This window comes from Anaerobacillus alkalidiazotrophicus (genome assembly GCF_001866055.1).
In genome coordinates this window covers 45524-69561 of record NZ_MLQS01000018.1, presented here as the reverse complement: position 1 = coordinate 69561, position 24038 = coordinate 45524, and the positions used below count along the sequence as shown (strand labels likewise).

18 protein-coding genes and 1 pseudogene are annotated in these 24038 nt (G+C 33.2%); 3 read left to right on the top strand and 16 right to left on the bottom strand.

Annotation, left to right across the window (positions count from 1 at the left end; genetic code table 11):
• Positions 1–676: 676 nt before the first annotated feature.
• The 8 genes and pseudogenes from BKP45_RS13545 to BKP45_RS13515 all read right to left on the bottom strand — a co-directional run bounded on the left by BKP45_RS13545 (position 677) and on the right by BKP45_RS13515 (position 8464).
• Positions 677–1033 (bottom strand): putative zinc-binding protein, encoded by a 357-nt coding sequence (locus BKP45_RS13545; RefSeq protein WP_071390230.1) that lies wholly within the window; start codon positions 1031–1033, stop codon positions 677–679.
• Between the two features lie 210 nt (positions 1034–1243).
• Positions 1244–1894, bottom strand: coding sequence for an MOSC domain-containing protein (locus BKP45_RS13540; RefSeq protein WP_071390229.1), 651 nt, complete (start codon positions 1892–1894; stop codon positions 1244–1246).
• Between the two features lie 70 nt (positions 1895–1964).
• Complete coding sequence (locus BKP45_RS13535; protein ID WP_071390228.1) at positions 1965–2333, bottom strand: DMT family transporter; 369 nt, start codon at positions 2331–2333, stop codon at positions 1965–1967.
• A 19-nt stretch (positions 2334–2352) separates the two neighbouring features.
• Positions 2353–2670, bottom strand: a pseudogene (locus tag BKP45_RS23460) (DMT family transporter).
• Positions 2667–2819, bottom strand: a complete 153-nt coding sequence (locus BKP45_RS22590; protein ID WP_407639602.1) for a hypothetical protein — start codon at positions 2817–2819, stop codon at positions 2667–2669. The pseudogene BKP45_RS23460 and the gene BKP45_RS22590 overlap by 4 nt, the downstream one beginning before the upstream one ends.
• A gap of 368 nt (positions 2820–3187) precedes the next feature.
• On the bottom strand, positions 3188–3481 hold the full coding sequence (locus BKP45_RS13525; RefSeq protein ID WP_071390227.1) for a hypothetical protein: 294 nt from the start codon (positions 3479–3481) through the stop codon (positions 3188–3190).
• 386 nt (positions 3482–3867) lie between these two features.
• On the bottom strand, positions 3868–6624 hold the full coding sequence (gene ppc / locus BKP45_RS13520; RefSeq protein WP_071390226.1) for a phosphoenolpyruvate carboxylase: 2757 nt from the start codon (positions 6622–6624) through the stop codon (positions 3868–3870).
• 898 nt (positions 6625–7522) lie between these two features.
• A complete protein-coding gene (locus BKP45_RS13515; protein WP_169824116.1) occupies positions 7523–8464 on the bottom strand; it encodes an AEC family transporter in 942 nt (313 codons plus the stop codon).
• Positions 8465–9085: 621 nt separating this feature from the next.
• Here BKP45_RS13515 and BKP45_RS13510 point away from each other — a divergent pair.
• Complete coding sequence (locus tag BKP45_RS13510) at positions 9086–9733, top strand: transcriptional regulator (protein ID WP_071390224.1); 648 nt, start codon at positions 9086–9088, stop codon at positions 9731–9733.
• 741 nt (positions 9734–10474) lie between these two features.
• Here BKP45_RS13510 and BKP45_RS13505 read toward each other — a convergent pair.
• From BKP45_RS13505 to BKP45_RS13480, 6 genes are all read right to left on the bottom strand, one after another.
• Positions 10475–11170, bottom strand: a complete 696-nt coding sequence (locus BKP45_RS13505; protein ID WP_071390223.1) for an OmpA family protein — start codon at positions 11168–11170, stop codon at positions 10475–10477.
• On the bottom strand, positions 11163–12989 hold the full coding sequence (locus BKP45_RS13500) for a MotA/TolQ/ExbB proton channel family protein (RefSeq protein WP_071390222.1): 1827 nt from the start codon (positions 12987–12989) through the stop codon (positions 11163–11165). Before BKP45_RS13500 ends, BKP45_RS13505 begins: the two co-directional genes overlap by 8 nt.
• A gap of 621 nt (positions 12990–13610) precedes the next feature.
• On the bottom strand, positions 13611–13811 hold the full coding sequence (locus BKP45_RS13495) for a hypothetical protein (protein ID WP_071390221.1): 201 nt from the start codon (positions 13809–13811) through the stop codon (positions 13611–13613).
• Between the two features lie 172 nt (positions 13812–13983).
• Positions 13984–14442, bottom strand: coding sequence for a DUF421 domain-containing protein (locus tag BKP45_RS13490; protein WP_071390220.1), 459 nt, complete (start codon positions 14440–14442; stop codon positions 13984–13986).
• Positions 14443–14965: 523 nt separating this feature from the next.
• Positions 14966–15430: a hypothetical protein gene (locus BKP45_RS13485; protein ID WP_071390219.1), complete on the bottom strand. Its 465-nt coding sequence runs from the start codon at positions 15428–15430 to the stop codon at positions 14966–14968.
• 768 nt (positions 15431–16198) lie between these two features.
• Positions 16199–17659: an NADP-dependent isocitrate dehydrogenase gene (locus BKP45_RS13480; RefSeq protein WP_071390218.1), complete on the bottom strand. Its 1461-nt coding sequence runs from the start codon at positions 17657–17659 to the stop codon at positions 16199–16201.
• A 484-nt stretch (positions 17660–18143) separates the two neighbouring features.
• Between BKP45_RS13480 and guaC the strand changes: the two genes are divergently transcribed.
• Positions 18144–19127 (top strand): GMP reductase, encoded by a 984-nt coding sequence (guaC, locus tag BKP45_RS13475; RefSeq protein WP_071390217.1) that lies wholly within the window; start codon positions 18144–18146, stop codon positions 19125–19127.
• 176 nt (positions 19128–19303) lie between these two features.
• Here guaC and BKP45_RS13470 read toward each other — a convergent pair whose 3' ends face one another.
• Positions 19304–22081 (bottom strand): tetratricopeptide repeat protein, encoded by a 2778-nt coding sequence (locus BKP45_RS13470; protein WP_071390216.1) that lies wholly within the window; start codon positions 22079–22081, stop codon positions 19304–19306.
• A gap of 305 nt (positions 22082–22386) precedes the next feature.
• Positions 22387–22593 (bottom strand): hypothetical protein, encoded by a 207-nt coding sequence (locus BKP45_RS13465; RefSeq protein WP_071390215.1) that lies wholly within the window; start codon positions 22591–22593, stop codon positions 22387–22389.
• Between the two features lie 433 nt (positions 22594–23026).
• Between BKP45_RS13465 and BKP45_RS13460 the strand changes: the two genes are divergently transcribed.
• Positions 23027–24028 carry a DUF3231 family protein gene (locus BKP45_RS13460; RefSeq protein ID WP_071390214.1) on the top strand — a complete coding sequence of 334 codons (1002 nt, stop codon included), beginning with the start codon at positions 23027–23029 and terminating at the stop codon, positions 24026–24028.
• Positions 24029–24038: the final 10 nt, after the last annotated feature.

Sequence of the window (24038 nt, the reverse complement as noted above, 5' to 3'; positions counted from 1 at the left end):
GTGGACATGGAAGGCAATATCATTTTTTTGTAATTTTACTTCTAAATCTAAAGGCAAAACTAATTGGTTCATGTTATAATCTTTAAACATAAGGACCCTTCTTTCTGTTGAAATTTGGTATGGTAACTTTATTTTATCAGAAGTGGTCCTTATTTTTATTAAAAATAATCAAAGCCGGTGAAATTTTACTCGTCGTAAAATTTCACCGGCTTTTTTCATCTAAGAGGTGGTTTTGTCCCAGCCCCATTTGGAAATTAGAGTTTATCAATTTTGAACTTATAATGATTCCTAGCGCAAGTGCCTATCGTCTAGAAAGCCTTCCTTGCTTCCATATCGATAACCTGGTGTTTTTAAGCTTCCCTTTATCTCACTTTACACGAACCAACTTATTACGTTTAAAGTTGTGTCGATGGCGCTTTTTTTACTACACCCCAGAAGATAATATCTTAGACTCTTAAACTTTATGCAATTTTATCATAATCTTCTTAGTTCTCTAGCCATTCAAAAACAGTTACTCTATACATTATAGTTGGACTATTTTGTTTAAGCATTTACGGAGAACTCGTTCTAGCTTCGCTAGAACATCGAAAATTCAGATGGAGTCTCATCTCCACCTGAATGGAAGTTCCCACCTACGCTACGCTTAGAGGTGGGGGCTATGACCTTTAAGAACAAATCATTTGATTAACTCTAAAATTTTATTATAACAACTTGCATACTGATCTGGATTTGGATCTTCGCCCATTATTTTTTGTACTTCAAAATCAGATAGTACAAAATGATGCTTTGGTTTAACTTCATGTCTATCTAGGCAATTTTTGCAACAAGCTAAAGGGCAACCATCAATAGCTATAATATTTCTACCTGATTTGGCCGTTTTAACAAGTGGTTTTACATCCCCACCTACTCCAGCAATACAGGACATTTCGGCAATTTCTTCTCGATCCATTTTTATTGCAATCATGTTAGCAGTTTGTGCAGCCGAGGAACAACCAGAACATGAATAGACAAGAGGTAAATTGTTTTTTGGCATTCTTGTTCATCTCCCTATTTCATTCGATCAGAATATTTTGTTTTTTCACAATTTAAATTAGTTAGTATTATAACGTAAACTCCTAGAATAAAATGTGATAAACGCTACAAAATTTCAATCAAATTAAACTTGTCCTCTTTAGCAAACCTATTGATTTGTTTTGAAAATAAACGTTACGAATCTCTATTCCAGATTTTAATTATGATTATACTAGACTCCCATACGTTTCAAAAATACATTTCTCCAACTTGTAGACAACTCATCTACTTCTAAAATTTTCTTAATACCCTCAATATTGATTTTATCGTGATACATGATATTGTTTGCAAATGATACTGTCACGTTTTTTGTAGGTCTTTCTAGTAGTTTGATAGGTTTAACTTTTGTTACGATCCCTTCTTGTAAAACTCTAAAATAATAACCCGTATATCCTGAATTTTGAAACCATATAGGAAGTTTATCTTGATCGTAAATTTTTGCCAATTTATAACATGGTTGACGCGGTTGTGTTACTTGAACAATTGCCTCTCCTAATTCATAAATGTCTCCAATACACACTACCTCTTCTGTGAGGCCTTCTATAGTTAGATTTTCTCCAAATGCACCGTATGAAAGTGGTTGTTGCAACCTTTTTTGCCAATATGGATAATGCTGATAAGAATAGACACAAACCGCTTTATCTTCTCCACCATGATTATCAAGGTCTGCTTGACCGTCACCTTCGAACTTTTCTTTATATAAAAAGACAGGCTTATTTACTTCTTGTTTATTTATCCCAGTAAATAAAATTTTCTCTTGAAAAGTTATACTTTTTGGCATTCCAACATTTACAGATATTATTTTATTCGTATGATTAGGCATGTTTTTCCTCCATATTAGTTTGATAGGCTTTGCTATAAAGCTATTTCACTTTTTATCCAAGTTTTAAAAATTAAGCTGACTTTTCTTTCATTTTTTGTTTCTCTTTTGTATCTTTAAAATAATAATTTAATGATATGACTCCAATAATTACCATTACTAATCCTAGTGTACGAAGTCCTCCTACGACCTCTTTAAATAAAACGATTCCGATAATAGTAATAAGCACTGTTCCTAATCCGACCCAAATGGCATAAGCAATGGTAAGTGGCAGTTCTTCTAAAGAAAGTGCAAAAAAGTAAATGGAACACAACACACCTATTACTACAGCTAGATTGTACTCAATAATAGAAAATCCTTCTGAAAGTTTCATGTTAGTAGTTGCGAAAACCTCAAAGAATATTGCAAGTAGTAAATAAATAGCACCTCTTTTATTTTTCATCGTCAAGCTCTTTGAATATTTAAATATTTAGTAAAACCACTCCTATAATAATTACGAACATTGATGTAACAGACTTCCAATTAAGTTTCTCTCTGAATAAAACCACTCCAGCTAAACTTGTCAGAATAACCCCAAGACCACTCTATGTAGCATAAGTTACGCCTACCGATAATACTTGAACGATTTTTGTCATCAAGTAAAATGTAAATATATAGAAAAGCACTCCTATCATAGCTATTCCTATATGCCTGAAACCATCAGATCTTTTTATAGCTATATCTCCAATACTGCTAATGATAATTGCAGTTATTAATACAAAATATATCAACTTCCTCACTCCTTAGTCCACGTTCGAAGTTCACTCATTACACGTTCCCTAAGCCCTTTTTCTAATGGAGCCAATCCAAATATTTCTGCAAACCATAATCCATCGACAGCTAGGCGCGCTATAGTAGGGCGTACTGAATCTATTTGATCCATTTCTATTTTTTTCTGCTAGGTTGCATACTGTTCTTGGAAGTTTTCTAGTAATTCTGGATTTGTGAAGATTGCCGCTAATAATCCTGAACTCATTTTTAATCCATCCTCAAGTTCATTAAATGTAGCTTATAGTATCTTAGTGGTCTAGTTAATGAATGGGGGAAAATTCATTAAAGTAGAAACATAAAAATAGCGCTCTCCAATGTTTCAGGAAAACGCCAAGATTTAATAGTTTAAATACATAATATGCTTAATGAATTTGATCATTAAAACTATCCCGCCTAAATGTTATATCTACAGATGATGTATTTCATGCGAATAAAAATCAAATATGTCAAATTCACTCATAATTACTTCAATCATGTGAATGAAGTCTACTTATTATAGAAACCTACTTGATTATCAACCCAATGGAAATCTATGAATTGAGGGTGTTCTATGACTTCAATTGGGAATTCTTCCTTTAGTTTATCCATAATGGATTTACTTTCAAAAGCTTTTGTAAGTTTTTTGGGGTGAATATTTGATGTTTTAATAAATTCACGAACATTATAGGTTAAAAGTGGATTAGATTTATTTAGTTTCACATGTTTATTAAGTCGTATTAGTTCGATAAATTTATTTACTATTTCTTTTTCAGAGTGAGGTTCTTTAAATTCAATAATCAAAGGTAATCAGCCCTTTCTAAATGTTTATAGGTTCTTAACAAAAAGTTAGTTATATACTAGAAGACTAATGTTATTTAGTTAAAAACTTTTCATCATAAGCCATGTCCACTAACACTGTATATGGATATGCAAGAGGTTCGTTCTCATTACAATTATTTAACTTATTTTGTATTATAGATTAAATTATTAATATTCAGATATTTCAAGTTAGTTTTTTTAACAAAGAAAATTTAACCTCATTCATAAAATGATATAATTTATTCATCGATTAGATAAGCTCGTACATAGTGGTAGATTTAAAATGTTAATGCTCCTTTTTGAGGCAAAAAAATAACAGAACTCTTGATGAGTCCTGTTATTTTCGTATCTAACCTTAATGGAAATTATCAACCTGTATTCACTAACCCAGCAGCAACACCACTAATAGAAAGTAGTACTTCTGTTAGAAGCTCTTCATAGTTGTCGTCTGTCTCACGCATGTTTTTGATCAAATGAACTTGTAAGAAGCTCAATGGATCTACGTAAGGATTACGTCTGCGAACAGATTCTTGGATAGTTGGTGTATGGTCAAGAAGTTCTTGATTACCTGTAATTAGTAAAAGAATTTCCCTTGTTCTTTTGTATTCATCTGAAATATCATTGAAAATTCTTTCTGCGATTTCTTTATCCTCAACTAAATTAATATATTCTTTTGCCGTCTGTAGATCAGCTTTCATTAATGCCATTTGAAGATTATTAATTGTTGATTGGAAGAATGGCCATTTCTTATACATGTCCTGAAGCAGCTTTAAATTCTGATCATTCTGCATTGCGAAAGATTGCAAACCTGTACCAGCTGCATACCAAGCAGGGATCATTTGTCTAGACTGTGTCCAAGCAAACACCCATGGAATCGCGCGTAAATCTTCAAAGCGTTCGCTTCCCTTACGACTCATCGGCCTAGAGCCAATATTTAAGGCTCCTAACTCTCTTAAAGGTGTCGCTTGTTTAAAGTACGTTAAGAAATCTGGGTCTCCAAAGACAAGCGATTGATATTTTGTTAATGCATATTTTGAAGCTTCTTCCATCGCATCTTCCCAAGACTTTTCACGTACATAGCCTTGTAATAAATTTTTCGAAGCATTTGCAGAAGCTTCTAATAATGCTGAGGCTGCCTGTTCTAGATTTCGATAAGCAATATCTTCTAATAAATAACGTGAAGATAGAACTTCACCTTGCTCAGTTATTTTCACTCCGTCCCCTAGCGTTTCAGCAGGTTGCGATAAAATACTACGGTTAAGAGGTCCGCCTCCACGTCCTAATGAACCTCCACGTCCATGGAAGAATTTCAATTTAATATTAAATTCTTTAGCCATATCATGGATTTCTTTCTGAGCTTTGAAAAGCTTCCAATTTGCTGTTAATGTTCCGCCGTCTTTACTTCCATCTGAATAACCAAGCATGATTTCTTGGTGATTTCCTCTTTCAGTAATGTGATTACGATAAACATCCATTTCGAATAATGTTTTCATAATACCAGGACCTGCAATTAAGTCATCAACTGTTTCAAGTAATGGCGCTACATGTAAATGACTTTCAACTGTCCCATCTGCATGTAAACGATAGATACCAGCCTCTTTTGCTAGAACAAGTACTTCAAGTAGGTCACTTGCTGATTGAGTCATACTAACTAAGTATACTTCTATCGAGCGACTTCCAAATTCAGAATGAGCTTTTTTAATCATTTGGAATACGTTTAATACTTCTTGTGTTTCTTCAGAATAATCTTCTTCCACTAATAATAGTGGTCTTGGTTCACCTAATACTTTCTCAAGAACTGCAACCTTCTCATTCTCAGATAGGGCAGAATAATCATCAGTTATGTTAACAACTTTTAAAATTTCAGTTACGGCTGTTTCATGTTCCCCACTATGGTTTCTAATATCAAGTGTAGCTAGATGGAAGCCGAATAACTCAACTTGACGAATTAGTTTTCGAATCTTTTTTAGTTTATTATTTGCAGGCTGATGTTTTTCAGCACTTTCTTTAATCATTACAAGATCTTTCAATAATTCTTCTGCTGAACGATAACCAATTTTTGTGTTTCCAACGTTTCGTAAACGTTTAAGAATTACAGCAAACTTACGTCGATAAATCTCGTTCTTAATTGGCCAAGCTTCTCCAGGCTCTAGATATAATTGCTCATCTTGTTTCACAGACTGAATTAACTCTTCACTTATTGATACTCGAGAACTTGCTTGACTAAAACGTTTCATTAACTCAGTGGCTGCTTCTTTATATTTTTTTAACACTAATTTCCGTTGAAGTTTTAATGTTTCCCACGTAATTTCTGGCGTAACGTTAGGATTTCCATCACGATCTCCTCCAATCCAAGAACCGAAGAATAGAAAGTTTGGCACTTTCCACGAATGCGACGGATAATAACTTTGTAGCTGATTTTCTAACTCTTCATGGATATCTGGTAGTACATCAAATAATGTATCGTCAAAATAATAAAGACCATTTTTAACTTCATCAAGTACCGTTGGCTTGCGATAACGTAATTCATCAGTTTGCCATAAAGCAGTAACTTCATTAAATAAACTCTCATCCAAATCTTTTCTTTGTTTCTTTAGTAACATCGGATTGTCGAATTGCTGAAGTAACTTTGATATGCGTTTTTGTGTTTCAAGTACCGTACGCTTTGTTGCCTCTGTTGGATGAGCCGTGATAATAAGTTCAATTGATAAATCATTTAAAACTTTTTGAATAACATCTTCAGAAAAATGATTTTCTTTTAAAGAAGATACCGCACTTTCAATCGAAATTGGTTGTACACAGCCTTTTTCATGTAAATGATATTGGCGGTGACGACGGATCCTATGATTTTGTTCGGCAATATTTACTAGATGAAAATAAATTGAAAAAGCACGAATAACTTGTTGGCGTACAGGTGGCTTAAGACTACTAATCTCTTCTTTAAAACTTAAGTATAATTCTTCATTATAATTTTCTCTTAAGCTTTTTGCCTTCTTCCTTATTGCTTCAACTTTTTCTAATAATGAAATTCCACCTTCATGGACGAGAATTTCACCTAAGATATTCCCAAGTTTCCTCACATCGTTCCTCAAAAGAGAACTGTTATCTACTGTAACATTGATCATTTAATCATCCCCTATTATAAAATCGTTTCTTTCTTTCATGTTAAATTAGAAAAGCCTACGGTAACAAAGGTAGCTTTCTATCGACAAACCATTTTCCTTTAACCTACATAAACGATATCAACTACGACTGGTAGACATCACTGTCCCACCCGGACAAAAAGCGTCCCTTTCCAAAAAGGTAGTACCTATATTGCTAGTTCTTCCTATATTAACAAAAATAATTAGAATAATCCATCATTTCAGACACTTTTATGTTTAAAACCATTTCTAAAAGTAATGAAAATTTAGAATTTAGAATTTTTTATTTTTGTATTACAAAGAAAAAACACACTGTAAGAATGAAAAATTTTTATCCTTCAAAAGCTAAAAAAATTCAATGTCATGATCAGTTTAACCCTTCTTTCGACCGATTTTGACATACTTTTATTTAATTCCATTATAATCTAGTATGTAGATTTATCAATAACTTACTTTAAGCTTTGCTTCTTATTTAATATATATAAATAAAAAAAACGAATCAACATCCCTCTGATATCATAAATTTAATTTTTCCATACTTAAACAAAATTATTATTAATCCATTATAAAGGTTAAAATTTAAATCAGTGGGGATTTTCCTTCGTCCCCTAATTGTTAGTTATTCTATATAAAGTGCACGACCTCATAAGAGCTGAAACGATACATCCTTCTAACTCTAAATAATTTTTCTTTATAACAAATGTGACACTAGTGTCCATACTCAAGAAAAGCGTTGAAGCTAGACAGTTTCCAAGAGCCGAAATTTATAATTTCTTATCTTTAAACAAAAAATGACTCGAGTGTCATAAATGTACTTTATGCGCTCGAGTCATTTTATCCAGGATTATTCAAAGCTACTTTTGCATTTGAAATAAAATTATTAAATAACCGTTACTAAGATTAAAAAGGCAACAATTGTTAACAAAATATTAATCGAAATCATATTTAAAATAAGTTGCTTGTTCTTACCTGACTTATCGTCCATAAAGATCGGAATAGCAAAAGCTGGTGGGAGTAAAAACGTTAAATATAAGGCAATTTGAAATTCTTTATCAAGTTGTAATAGACCGTCAATAATAAATGTATTTAGTAAAAATGCTAAAACCAATAAGGTAGACATTCTTATTAAAACTAAGCCAAATGGTTTACTTATATTTTTAAAATCTAGTTTCAGCTCATATCCAATAACAATACATATTAATGGGACAGTTAAGCTTCCAACGATAGTTAATAATTCTATGATTGAATATGAAAATTGAAAATTCATCATTAATTGTGCAGAACCTGTAGTAGAAAATAGAATACCAAGCAGTACCGCCATAATGATTGGTGATTTGAAAAATGATAACAAAAGCTCTTTAAAGGATGAAGTCTTCCCATTTAATTTTTGTAGGTAATTAACAAGAATTAAAAAGACAAATAAAATGTGTCCGATGTCAATAACGGCAATCTTGTACAAACTGGCCGATCCATAAACAGTAACAAATAACGGATACCCAATCATCCCATTTTCAAAACTAGTAAAAACAGTTGATACGTACCTATTATCAGATTTTAATAGTTTTTTGTAGAAGATCCCTACAATAAGCATTAATACACATGCAATAAACATTACTACTACGATAATAATATAACTACTTTCAAATTCCGTGTCTAAAAAGGCTAAAAAAAGCAAAGCTGGTAGGGTGAAATTTACAACTAATTTTTTAAAATCATTAATTGTACTGTCTTTGAAAAACTGAATTTTTTGTAGTACGTTCCCTAACACTAGTAACAAGATAATTGGTAAAATCTTTGCAACAACTTCTAATAAACTATACAACGTATTCCCTTCTTTCAATCCAAAGTAGTAATGTTAATAGCTCATCTCCTTATTTCGTCGTTTAAAACAAATCTACTATTATCATATACAATCAAACTCATAAATAAAATACTTTCTCAATAAATTAGAATGTCATTTCAATATATATAGATTTTTTATAAGAAAATTTGAAATGTTGTTCTAAAGTTAAAATAATAGTAGGACTTTCTTTCTTCACCTATTATTATTCTTTGTTATTCTGGTATAAGCAAGTGATCTTGAGTTTATAAAGTAACAACACTTCTTGATTAATATATTGTGTACTCTTGTATTAAAAGTGTTTTAGTATGTACTCAAATTATTCTATTTATAGTTATTGCGAATTTTCATAAGTCATCTTATACTTTTTTTAATAAAGTCAGGCTAGGATCATGTTAGTTGTTTACATATTTCACCAAGTTTTAAAACTGATAGTTTTTATTTACGAAGTTTTTCTAACTGAGTGAAGTTAAAAATGAGATCACAAATCAATATCTAGCTAGATGTAACAAAATATAATATCTTAGTGGAGGGTGTACTCAATTATGACATACATGTAACTGACTTTATTAATAAAATGTATTTTAGAAAGGAAGTTGTTTAGTGTCGAAATTTGATCAAAAGTACGAAGAGTGGCTACAAACTAATCTTGCCGAAGAACAAAATCATAGAAGACGTGAGCTACTTGAAAATGGGCTTGGCTTTGGTACGTTGGAATTTTTACGATCAATCTGGTTCCCAACTGTTGGGAATTTTGATCATTTATACCCTGAATGGGAGGTGCGTGATTTCAATAATCGTTACCGATACTTAGATCTTGCATATATGCCTTTAGGTGCAAAAGGGTGCATAGAAATTCAAGGATACGGACCTCATGCTAGAGACCTGGATGTAACACGATTTAAGGATTTATGTTGGCGCCATTCTTTATTGGCATTAGAGGGATGGACAATTTTACCTATAGCTTTTTTATCTATTAAAGAAGAGCCAAAACAATGTCAACAGCTTATACTTGCATTTATAGGCAAATTCCTCTCTAATGATATCCCTTTAAATTTATCTTGGCTTGAATCAGAGGTTGTGAGATTTGCAAGACGGTTGCTACGTCCAATTACTCCACTCGAGGTTGCTAATCATTTAAGGATAAGTGATCGGCACGCTCGACGTATCCTACACAAACTAGTTAAATTACAAATATTATGTATAGCAAGCGGCAAGGAGCGTGCTCGGACTTATGTTCTAAAAATTTAAGTAAAATCAATTATGTAGAGGACAGAGAATCCGCTATTTCTAGTAATTCACCCAATTTATTATACCTTTCGGACAGAGAATCCCTTATTTAACTTAAATCACAAGAAATCACTAGTTTTAGTACTAAATAACGGAAAGTGAGTCCGCGTAGATCTTAAATCTCTTATTTTGACAGGAATAACGGAACTAGGGTCCGCTTAATAAAAATCCACTCTAATTACGTATTTTTATCTTCTCTCCATTATCGAATATCACTTCAAATAAAAATTCAAACACATTCTCAACTATATTTTCTTGTTTAATTTTGAGTATTTTTAATGTTTCCGAATTGATATCAGGTGTCAATTTATGTTATACAAACAATGGTTCAATTACTTATACTAAATTTCCCCAATGTAAAGTTACATTATTTTGCATTCTCAAACAAGAAAAACGCAAGGCGCCTTGGTCACGAGCAGCTGCTCCTGTGCCACTCCGTTTGCTCAAGAGCAATTGTTTTCCGTGCGACGAGTAACCGCAGGAGCAAAGCAGCATGAAGCATCTTCAGAGAAGGAATTCAAGAAGCCATTGAAGTCAGAAACTTGACTGAAGTGACCGAGCTGGTAGGCTGCTAGCGCTAGACAGTTTCCAAGTTAGAAATTTATAAATTCTGATAATGAGAAAAAGACACAGTTTCACATTCTACTGAAAAACTGTGTCTTTTTTTAAAGATTAAACTGTGTCGCAAAGGTATAATATACACTACTTTCCACCGAGCAACTCGCGTGTTTTTTCTAAAATTTCTTGGTCTTTTAAACGGAATTTAAACTCCACTCGTCTAGAGGCTTGGTGACTATAGTTTCCGGCTCCATCTGTTCGTCCATCAGTATAAGACCTTCCGTTTACCGTTAATTTTTCTTTTAAATGGTTCTGGATATTTTGATATGGGAAATCGCTACTTAAAATATATTCGGCCACACTAAAAGCCCTTTGCTGGGATAGTTCTAAATTGTACAAATAGTCACCAATTTGATCGGCGTGACCTTCGATAATTATTTCTGAAATATAGTCTTCATAACCTCGTTCTAACAGTACATCTACATAGGTCGGGACAAACTCATCTAAAAATACATACCCCTCTGGCTTTAACACAGCTGCATCAAATTCAAACAAAATATCCGTACTAAAGATCATCGCACCTGTTTTTTCGTCGATCTCAATTCCGAGACTAGAATCATTAAATTCTTCATTTAAATCGTTAATTAGATCTACTCTAACACCCATTATTTGATCGATGGTTCGTTTCATCTCCTCTATTTGAAATGATTTTATGACCATCATAATGATAAAGATTAAGATAAAACAAAGTAAGATCACCGTTAACAAATCTGTGAATGACGGCCAGAAATGACCTTCCTCCTGCTCACCTTTAAATAACTTTCTATATTTATTATTCATTGCTTCCAACCCTTATTCGTTGACTTTGTCTCACTGCTTCTTGAGCAAAGGCATGAAGATTACGATTTAAGTTTTGTATTTCTTGATTTAAATCATTGATCGTTTGCTGAGTATAGCGACTATTTCTTTGTTGATTTTCTGTTGTTATTTCCCCTAATTGTTTAAACTCTTTTTTAACGGCGTCATTCATATCAACCACATAGTCGCCAATATTTCTACTTACTTTATCCAGCTTATCGCCAAGAGTTCCCTCTAAATTAGCGACATATCTAGAAAGGGTATCTTTAAGAACACCAACACTTGCCTCAATTTGATTTTCTCGATGATTGAATGAATCAGTTATCTGTGTAATTGTACGATTAATTTCATTTAGTAACTGTTGATTTTTTATACCTATCTGCTCATATGAGCGTGACGCATCATTCAAATTTTTTTCAAAAGTTTGAGAATCAACGGTATGAACTTTCAGATGATTACTGAAGTCTTGATTAAATTGCTTCAATTCATCAAAACGTCCTGATAATAGACTTTTATATTCTTCCTGAGCTCTATTTATCATATCTAATGCTTCAGGCAGTCTGACAATCGAGGTGCCTAGCCGATCAAAATCTTTTCTAAGTTCTTTTAAATAAGTAGTAATTCCTAATAGTTTTGAACTTAGATCATCTCCAAAAATTCCTTTAAATTGCCGATTGTTTTCTTTCATTAATTTTACTAGATTATCGCTCTGCACATTCATTCTCTCAAATGCACCATACATGGCTTCTTGCCTTTCAGAAATAGTTGAGAAGAAGTCTTTCAAATCACTAACAGAAGTTTGAAATTCATTCAACGTTTCTGTTTGAGAGTTTGTAAGGTCTGAAACTTTTTTATATGTTTCAGTAAAAGCAGCCGTCATTTTTTCGTTTCTTTGATCCATCTTGTAAAAATAAGAGAATAATTGATCAAAATTCTTATTTAGCTTAGTGACACCACTATCAAAACCTTCAGTTACTTTTTTTACACTGTGAAAAAGCACATTGAAGTCTCTCAAATTTTCCGTTAAACCATCATTAAATTTCGCTAAATCACGTGCTGATTGCTGCAAACCAACTGTATACTCTTGAAAACCTTTGAAAGATTCTACAATGTTACCTAATGCTTCTTCATTTGTTTGTCGAAGCTCAACAATTGAGGTATTAATCGTTTCTGAAACTTTGATAAGCCGACCCATCTCATCTTGTTCTTGTTCTTCTAAATAAGACTCTGTTTTTAACATTATGTCCGTTAACATATATTCGGTGTTTACTATTTTTGTGAGAATTGTCATGATTAACGATAGTCCCATACCTGCAATACTCGTATAAAATGCTACATCTATTCCAGATAGTACAAGTGCCACGTTTTCTACTAACTGATCTCCTGTTGAATCGATACTACCTAGTGACATTGCAAGACCAATAAATGTCCCTAATACACCAACTAAAATAAAAACAGATACAGTCATCTGGATGATTTTAATGAGACTAACAACCGGTACATTTAACATTCGCCAACTTGAAAACTTCTTTTGAACAAAAGTTTCTACTTTTACTTTTTCACTTTTTTTCTTTTGTTCAAATTCTCCTTGAAATTTATTCAAAGGATCAATGTCTAATGAATTTGTTGAACTAATGAAATCACGTACTCTTCTTAATCTGCTATACAAAATAAAATGACTGACAACAGCAAATGCAAACCCTACAAATAAGACCATAAAAATAAATTCAATCAATGAATTTGATAAAATAGATTGAGCCTGCTGTTCACTTATAAAAATTTTTAAAATCGCTTCAACCACTAAATTTCCCCCCTAGTTAAAAGAGTTAAAAAGACGAAAGTAGAAAGTGCAAATATTTTGCAACTTGTCACTTAAACCTCTTTTTTTATAGCTATTCAGAAGGTGGACAATTCATGCATGGGGGGTCGGAGTTTAAAGCGTTTACTTTCTGTTTTTTCATAATAAGAATTTATAAATTTCTAACTTGGAAACTGTCATCCTTCGTTGATTAGCTTCATGCAGCTTTGCTCCTGCGATTACTCGTCGCACAAAACACTGCTTCGAGGAAGCTTACTACGAAGCAGTACTTGAAGACGCAGAAGCACGTAAGAAGCCAAAGAGCGGCTTCTGTCAAAGGCCGACCCAGTGAAGCTACTACTTGGATTACTTCGAAGCTGCTTTGCGACGAGCAAACGGAGTGGCACAGGAGCAGCTGCTCGTGACCAAGGCGCTTGCGCTTTTCTTGTGTATTAGCAACATTTCTATTATTGTAATTTGAAGAAACAGTAAAATATCATACTATTAGGGATCTTACTGTTTAAAGATAAATTGATTGTTTACTCGTAATCTGTGAACGAATTTCATCTGCGTCGTGCAGTAACTAGTTATATGTAAATATAATAAATAGCCCAAATTTATGGGCTATTGATATGCTTTTCCTTTTGTTAATATACACGGAACTCCTTTACCTACCGCACCAGGCTTATTCATTTTCTCTATATAAGCCAATCCTCTTGCACATTGACGTTTACACGTGATACAAGATTTAGATGTTACCACCTTCATTGTATATTCATATTTTTGATTTGCTGATAATGGAGCAACTTTTTTCTTTTTTCCCATACTGCATCACTCCTATGTTTGATGCTTTATTCTATGCATCAAATTCCTCGGAGTGAGTGAGCTGAGAAAATATTCTTTTATTAGAATATGCTTTAAATTACATTAATTTAGTGATGTGAAACTATGTCAACTGACGTAAATTTTGTATTATTATTTTTTCTTTCAAACACAGTTATTTCATAACATCTTTTTCAAAAACACTAAACTTTCCACTCGGCTCTAAATATGCCTTTTTAACTTCTGATGCTGATGAATAACCTGCTATTCGTAATTCTTCCATTAATTCATTCTTACTGATCCTAGCCTTACGTAACCCACTCAAAATTATTGTCCCATTTTCAATTAATTTTATCGGGCTCCCTTGAACGATTTTTTCAAACAAACTACTCTTCATTGATAAAACACTCAATACAAGTTGAGCAATAACTAATGCTGAAATAGCAACTACTGAGATTAAAGGATTTAATTCAGGATCAGATAAGGGTTTTGCTATTAATGCACCTATAGCAATAGCAACTACGAGATCAAAGTCAGTTAATCTACCTACAGCTTGGCTTCCCATAATTCGAAAAGCTGTCAAACCAACAACAAACATCCCTAGAGCCTTTGTAAATGAAAGTAAATATTCCATTAAATTCACCTCATTTTTCTTTTCTTTACATTTTAAGTATATCCAATCAAGATATAAAAAAATTTTCTAGGGAAATATTATAGGATAAGGAACTGGAAGTATTATAGTCCTTTACTTCAGTTGATATATTTAAATAGTTTAATTGACATATCGTATTTGAGGGCTCAACAATATTTCTACATCAATGGATATATCAACTAACTGAGAGAACTCGTTCTAGCTTCGCTAGAACATCGGAAATTCAGATGGAGTCTCAACTCCACCTGAATGGAAGTTCCCACCTACGCTACGCTTAGAGGTGGGGGTCTATGACCCTTAAGTTCAAATCAGTTTGATTAACTTTCAAAAACCTTGCCTTTTTTACAATACTAGTTCATTGACTTCCACAATAGAACTTAACTTAAGAGTTTGTTGTTCTTGCATCAAAAATCCAACTACTTAACAAAAAAGGTATAATCCCCTAATTTTTGGGGAATTATACCTTTTTTAAAACAGGAAGACTTTTTTAGTTTTTTAAACGAATTTATGCTTGTTGCTTACGTAGTCTCCTCGAAAAAAGAATAAAGATAGGAAGAGGAATGATGATCCAACCAAAAGACTTAATCAAACTATTCTTTGCTCGATTTTTTGAACGTTCAATTTCTGCCTCTCTGTAATTATTGTACATAGCTCTCATTTCTTCTTCACTATACTCTTCTACAACTCTTTCATGGTCTGGTGTGAACTTATAATTTTGGTTCATTTTATATTCTTCATAACTCATATAATAATCATTAGGAACAATAATATCAGAAGCCGCCATAAATAAACCCACTCCACCACCAATAGACATCATCAACGTTGCAAAACAAACTAAATAAACATAAAGATTTTTTATCAATTCATTCACCCTCTCTTGGTCAGATTCGCCGTGCTTACCTGCAAAAATAACAAAAATAATAAATAACACCACACACAAAAAACCAATAGGAAATAAAAGAGAAACCATTTTTTCACCTCGCTTTTAGTTAGCATAAAATAACAATTAGTCTTTCCATACATTCTACAACAGAAATTCAAATTAAATTCTTATTTTAATTATAGACGGGAGAAACGAAAAAAAGTTACTTCCCTATTCATGTACTAGAGAAAAGTTTACTTATTTCAGTAAAAATATTATTGTTGATTTCACAGATGGCAGTACTTACTATAATGACGTTGTGTTGATCGAATGGCCAATATGAATACTCTCACCACGTAATTTTCTAACGATCATTTGAAGAAGTAGTCCTCTTGGCATATAATGATAGTTAAATTTTGTATCACAAAGACCTACTCGCATTTGCGAATAGGTCTTTCTTGCATAATCAGAATTTATAAATTTCTAACTTGGAAACTGTCTAGCTTCAGCGCCCTATCGACTAGAAAGCTTCCTTCGTCTCGTCTACGATAAGTCGAGAACGAAAGTCTAACATCTTTCGACTCTCCTATATCTCACTCGACTCAGTCCAGCTTATTACGTCGATGAGCAAGGGCGCTTGCGCTTTTCTTGTTGTGAAAATTATTTATCCCACTCTTAAGGGGCAAGTAAGACCCCCAGCTCAAAACTTAAGGAAATCGAGAAGTTTAGGTGGGGGATAAACTGCCCCTAAAGGTCCGATATAGAATAACTTTCATCAGTGATAGCTGATGATTAGTTATTCTTATGCCTGTGGTATAAGTTGAACTAACAATCAGTGGGGGATGAAGGTAAACCCCCACTGATTGAAGTTCAGCTTTATTGCCCTTGCCCTAATGAATAACCACGTTCACCATTAAACTTATAGAGATTTTCTGTTTTTATACAGTTGATCCCCGCTTCGTTAACACGTTGTAATAAGTTTATAATATCTTTATTGTTTTTTGGGGCATTTGATGTTAATTGGAAACGACATCTCCAATGATCAGTTGTAAAGGTTTCTGGAAATCCATTTGGATAGACTTTCACACCACGATTTGTAATGACAACTAACTCAAATTCAGGCCCTGCAACTTTTTCAAGTGCTTCTCCTAATTCATTAGATGTTAATGTGTTGTTCAAAACAAAAACATCGACGCCATCTAATTCTTGAACAACATCAGTTTTCACACGGTCTTTTGCTTGAGGAGCGAACTCTAATTTAACCTCTTCACCTTCTTTAATTTCTTTATATGTAACAGGATTAAATGCAGAAGGTTGTTGGCCAAGTCGTTGAATGATTGCTTCAGCAAACTCCATGGTTCCTACTGAAGCACTGCCCTTAGCAATATCTCCGGTGAAAATTCCGTCTTCAAGAGTTTTTAACCATGCATTATGAATTTTCGTCGCTACCTCTGGTTGACCAATGTGTACTAGCATCATAATAGCTCCATGAATTAATCCAGAAGGGTTCGCAATTCCTTTTCCTGCAATGTCAGGTGCACTTCCGTGAATAGCTTCAAACATGGCTACATGATCACCGATATTAGCGGAGCCTGCTAAACCTACACTTCCTGTAATTTGCGCAGCCACATCAGAAGCAATATCTCCATAGAGATTTGGCATTACAATTACATCAAAGTCCTGTGGAGTATCCGCGATTTTTGCGATTCCAATATCAATGATCCAGTGCTCAGTTTCAATTTGAGGATATTCTTTTGAAATTTCATTAAATACTTTATGGAAAAGACCATCCGTTAATTTCATGATATTATCTTTTGAGAAACAAGTTACTTTTTTTCGATTATTCTTTACCGCATATTCAAACGCATATCGTATAATTTTCTCACTACCAGGACGAGTGATTAATTTCAAACATTGTACTACTTCAGGTGTTTGCTGATGTTCAATTCCTGCGTACAAGTCTTCTTCATTTTCCCTAACAATGACAAGATCTACATTCGGATGCTTCGTTTTTACAAACGGATCATATGAAATATTTGGTCGAATATTTGCATAAAGACCTAGCGTTTTACGAATTGTAACGTTTAAACTTTTAAACCCACCACCCTGCGGCGTAGTAATTGGCGCTTTTAAGAAAACTTTTGTGCGGCGAAGAGATTCCCATGCTTCTTCACTGATCCCGGATGTTTCACCAGATAAATATACTTTTTCCCCGATATCGATAAACTCAGGTTCAATTTCAGCCCCAGAAAACTCTAATATTTTTAGTGTTGCATCCATTATTTCAGGTCCTATTCCATCACCTTTTGCAACTGTAATATGACGTTTTTTTGTCATTTTAGATACCCCCTATTTAAAAATAAGTTGTAACCTATTAATCATTGGTTCTTATGATTGAACAAATTACAATATCTAACCTTTAAGCAATGTTTTACTAAAATTCCCTTATCACTATAAGTTTTAAGTTTGTAGTTACAATCTTTTAAAGTCAGATAAATGTATTATAAGCTTTTTCCGACAATCTCCACACTTTGTTTGTGAGATTATCTATCAAGAAAACGACGGTTTCTTAATAACAACGTTACCGAAACCTTTAAATATTATTTGTGACTATTTACTTTGTTTTTTCAAATTATGGATTTGATATAAGTCAACTAAAAATCAGTCGGGAATGAAGGCCACCCGGATTGAAGTTCAGCTTTATCGATACAGTTAAATATGCATAAGACTTATTCTTACAGGCTAACCTACCTTTGAACCTTATCCTATCCATTAACTCAATATTAATGTTGGTTAATATTCTAATTAAGGGGTGTAGATGATGGACAACGTGTTTGATTATGAAGATATCCAGTTGATCCCTGCAAAAAGTGTGGTAAGAAGTCGCTCTGAGTGTGATACAACCGTAAACTTTGGTGGTCATACATTTAAGTTACCTGTTGTGCCGGCAAATATGCAAACAATTATCGATGAAAAAATAGCCATTTACTTAGCTGAAAATGGTTACTTTTATATTATGCACCGCTTTGAACCTGAGAAGCGAATATCTTTTATTAAGGACATGAAATCTCGAGGGTTAATTGCGTCAATTAGTGTTGGTGTAAAAGATGTTGAGTATCAATTCGTTAAGCAATTGTCAGAAGAACAACTTTCACCAGATTACATTACGATTGATATAGCACATGGACATTCAAATGCTGTAATTGAGATGATCCAACATATAAAAAAAAATTTACCTAATTGTTTTGTTATTGCAGGAAATGTTGGAACACCTGAAGCGGTAAGGGAATTAGAACATGTTGGAGCTGATGCGACAAAAGTCGGAATTGGACCAGGCAAGGTATGTATTACAAAAATTAAAACCGGATTCGGAACTGGCGGTTGGCAATTAGCTGCACTACGTTGGTGTGCAAAGGCAGCAAGAAAGCCAATAATAGCGGATGGTGGTATTCGTACACATGGGGACATAGCAAAATCGATTAGATTTGGAGCATCAATGGTCATGATTGGTTCATTATTTGCCGGTCACGAAGAATCACCTGGACAAACCATTGAGAAAGATGGAATTCTTTGCAAAGAATATTTTGGTTCAGCTTCAGAATTTCAAAAAGGTGAAAGAAAAAATGTTGAAGGAAAAAGAATGTATGTCGAACATAAAGGTTTTCTACAAGATACCTTAATTGAGATGGAACAGGATCTTCAATCCTCTATATCTTATGCAGGTGGAAACAAGTTAGAGGCAATCCGCCATGTAGATTATGTCATTGTTAAAAATTCTATCTTTAACGGAGATAAGGTTTACTAATTCTTAGAATAACAAGAAAAGCGCATGGCGCCTGAAGTTAGACAGCTTTCCAACTTCAAAAATTTTATACTTACCTAAAAAATAAAGGAGTTGTCAGTTTAAAATGTCCTTTAAAAAGGGTACACTTTAGATTGACAACTCCTTTTTTCACATAAAATAAATACAGATTTTATCTTTTATGCAAAGAACAAACTCTTATTTGTTTCTTCTTGCATCATTTCAATTTGTAGTAATTTCACTTTAAAAAGTGTAATTGGATCAATGTAGTTTTCGGGGTTCGATTTTAACTGTTGTAATCTTTCTTTTTTATGTTGTATATCTAGTTGTTCGTTTGTGATTACTTCTTGTAAATCGATATATGGTTCTTTAAAGAACATCGTAATATCACGTTCTAAGCCTTTTTCAAACAATTCAAATTGTAACATAAATTGATTGGTAATCGCTGCTGCTACCTTTTCATAATCTTCTTTTTCGATAAGATTTTTGTACATGTTACATAACATCGTCTTGTTTGGGAGAAGAGTTCCAAATACTTTTCCAGCCCCTTTCATAACCAATTGTGAAGGTGTTGATCGATTTAGAATGTTAATCGTTTCTAATTGTACCCCATTTGATATTCTGAGAGCATCACGGCTCCAATCGTCAACTACTTTAAAGTCGCATTTGAGATTAAAGCGTAGCTGTCCATACATCATATTAAAGCCTTCACTCATTTCCTCTAAATAGTCTTGACTAAGAGAAAACTCCTCAGTGGATTTTTCAATCCAGGTATTAATACCCTTTGAAAATTTTGGTAATACACTATGTTCGATATAATTATGAATTCTTTCATTCATCTTTTCGTTTAGTTCAATATGAATGTTTCCAAAGTTGCTATCCTCTTTTATTAATGTAGAGCATTCTTTTAATAATTTTGGGATCGTCATCTTTAGATCCATCTTAATGTCATCTTTTATTTCCCTATAAGAACGTTGCATGAAGTCCATTTTTTCCTTTTCCAAATCACTTAACTGGTGAACAGCTGCATTTACCTTTGAAACGACATCTTCTTTCCATCGTATGGCTTCAGTTATTTGAGTTTCCGTTTCCACTCGTCTTTTTAAAAGATAGGTAAGGGTTTCTCGAATGTAAAATAATATCTTTCTGTTACGAACGTCAGTTCTCGACTGATAATTAAATAATCCTTGAATGAAGCCAGACAAGTCATCCGTTTGTTTGCTGCTTTTATTATGCGTTGAATAAGGGAAGATTTTAGCCTTGGGAAAACTATCAGAAATTATCGTACGTGTTTCTTCTACCAATTTAGTTACTTCTTCCTGATGATAAATAGCATCCGTTTTCAGTAAGAAATGGATTGACACGTTTGGTAATTGTTCTTGAAGTTTTAGTAAAAGTTCACGATCTCTTTCTGTAAAGAGGGTCGTTGGAGTTAAGACATATAACAAACCGTCAGCGAACTGGACATAAGTTAACTCTTCTTTTTTATTATGTTTCATCGCTTCATTCGTACTGTCATTAAAATCAGGTATATTAATTAATGTTAACTGATTTTCTTCTAAAAAACGGTTTGGCATTTTAACGTGAATAAGCGATGTTTGCAGTGTATTCTCTTCCTCTTTCTCTTCTTGTTTGATTTCAAGAAGTTCATCGAAACTTTCAACCGGGTGAATTGAATGAGAAGAAATTTCATACAATTGAATTTCTTTATCATTACTATAACAAACAACTGTGCCAGCTGGACTAGATCCACTATTATCGCTTAGTAAAGATTTGATAACAGTCGTCTTCCCATTCTCTTGCATTCCGGTAATTAGAAGATAGTTAGTTTGTAAATCTTTCACTTTATTTACGGAGTATTTTAAACGTTGGTCAATATCTAACTTAAGACCCTTCGTCCAATTTGTAATTTCTTCAAATAATTCTATGCTTCGATCGATGTTTACTGTTTCTTTGCTAGAATTCTTTAGGATATATTCAGCTTTTTCTACAATGTTAGAACTCACTGATGTTTTGAAGCTTTCATTCCAAGCAAGAACAGATGTTGCTGCAAATATTGAATAAGTATCATCTGCAACATGTAACCAAATCGTAAGTAAATCTGGAACGATATCTTTTATTTCTTTTAGTAAATATTGTCCACTAATCAAGTTGAAATAAGTTTCATAATAGTTAGCAGCTAAATCGTGCCAGGTCTTAGTTGAATCTATTTCGAGACGTAAGAATAAACGATTGATTTCACTTAACCACGAAAAATACACCTCTTCATCTTTATAGCTATTCCAAAGTGAAACAACAAGTTTTTCGAAGCATCTTTGATCCAGGCTATATAACACTTCTAATAGTTTAGAAAAATAATCGGGCGGAGTCGGTTTGTTTAACCCTTCTTCTACATAATGATTTAATACTTCAAACCACTGTATGTCTTCCGTTCGGATTGCTTCATTAACTACAAGTTCAATAGCGCTACTCCAATCACGATACTCTTCAAAAAAAGAACGAGCAACTTCGGTCAAAGTTGGATAATCTGGATTTAAAGAAACTGCTTTTTTAATGATGTCGGCTGCAAAATCCAGTTCCTCCATTTCGTTGTAAATGGAAAATAATTTTAATGCCACTTCTGAATTTATAGCTAAACTTTCACTAGTTACGGATTTATATAAGTCAATAGCTTTCGGAAATTGACTAAGCTCATAATAAGCATCAGCCATATTTTTTCTTGCCCATTGCTCTAAGTGATTATGTACCTTCTCCCACTTGAAAATAGCAGTTTCATAATCTTTGTTTTGAAAGTACACTTCCCCTTGTGAAAAACGAATATACGAAAGATCTGCATCTTTATTATTTTGTTCACTTATATATAAATTACCAAGAAATTGTACAAGATTATCATTCTCTTGATCTAGCATTATCATTTCATAATACTTTTTTTCGATTAGCAGTTTTTCTACTGTCATGATTTTTCCTCCAAGTATGTATTTGTTAGTCCTTTTGTTTCCACTACTTTTCTCAAAAATTACTCAGTTTTGTACCTACTCTATTATCCAGGTAACTAAAATCATTTTACTACCTATTATTTCAAATAACCAATTAATTTACAATACTTCAAAGGTAGGATAAAAACAGCTAACCAAATTTTTCTCTAATTTTAGCGCGTTAAAGCTTTACCTCATCGGGGGTCAGACCCCCGAAATTTGAAGGTAACAAAAAAAACTAGGATAATTCTCCTAGCTGATGTTTATCTATATGTAATATTCAATCATTAGTATACAGTTGATAGACGATGCTTCACCTTTTCGTCTTGATTAAATGTTGCTATTTCCACAAGTTCCATTGAGTCAAGAATACAAAAATCATCATATACATTTTCATGCCTTTCTACTAAAGAGTCGTAATATTGATTCGCTTCTTCTACCGTTTCAAATTCTTCAAAAGGTTTGTGATCAATATTAATTAGAAACTTTCTCAATTAAATTCCCCCTTTTTAATCGGATAAGTAAAGTCGACTTACTTGCAAATTAGTATTAAAAATAAGGTTGAACTATACTAAAATCAAGAGTGCATTTGTCTAACTGTATAAGATTGTAAGATAATCAGCACTATTAAAGATGTGATGAAAATCACATCTATGAAAAACATCACAAGAAAACACCCATGCGTTTAACACGCACAAACCAGCATGAAAGTATATTACTTTCACAGAAAAGCGCAAGCGCCTTGGTCACGAACGATAGGCGCTTGCGCTAGACAGTTTCTAAGTTAGAAATTTATAAATTCTGATTATGTTAGAAAAACTTGGCTTAACGCCAGGTCTTAATGGCGAAAGCCTTAGCTTTCTTATAATTGTATAATTCTTTTTCCCCTGGTTATATTAAGAAAAAAGAATAGGAGGAATTACCTAAATGGCTTCAGGACAAGCACCTATAACATCTTCAGAATTGGCAAATCTGTGGATGGCATATCAAGAAAAAACAATGATGCTCAGAATTTTAGAACATCTAATTGAACACGCGAATGCTGAAGAAAAACAATTGTTACAATCACATTATGAGGGATCTCAAAAAAATATAGAAACGATTACGGCTATTTTCCAGCAAGAAGGTGCAGTAATTCCAATTGGTTTTACAGAAAGCGATGTAAATAAAGGTGTACCTAAATTATTCGATTACATGTATGATATTATGTACTTGCATATGATGACGAAAATAGAGATGAGCCTTTATGCTCTTTTTACCGGTGGTTCCTATCGTAAGGATATTCACTATTTTTTTACAGGATTAACAGCAGAAGCTCAAATGATAAACGGTCAAGCAAATCAATTCCTTTTAGAAAAAGGGGTGTTAGTAAGACCTGCTTATGTATCAATGCCAAAAGAAGTTACTTTTGTACATAGTAATGATTATTTAAGTGGATTTGATTGGTTTAGTGATAAGAGATCACTAAATACAATTGAAGTTTCTCTTATCCACCATGCAATAGAAACAAATCTTGTAGGAATGCAGTTAATGATTGGCTTCGCTCAAGTTGCTACTAATGATGAAGTGAAAAAATATCTTACAAAAGGAATGAAGCTATCGAAAAAAATTGAAATTGAACTAGGGGAGTTTTACCGGCAAAACTTTATTGAACCCCCAGCTAGTCATGCTGGTAAAGCGACTACATCACAAACCACTCCATTTTCTGATAAATTGATGATGTACAATACGAGTTTGTTAACGACATTTGGACTTGGAAGTAATGCATTAGGTACAGCCTTTAGTTTACGAAATGACTTACCAGCAAAAATGACTTTACTTGCAAAGGATATTTTTGCTTTTGCACATGAAGGTGGAAAAATAATGATCAAAAATGGATGGATGGAAGAGCCACCACAAATGGAAGATCGCATAAAGCTAACGAGATGATCATATAAGA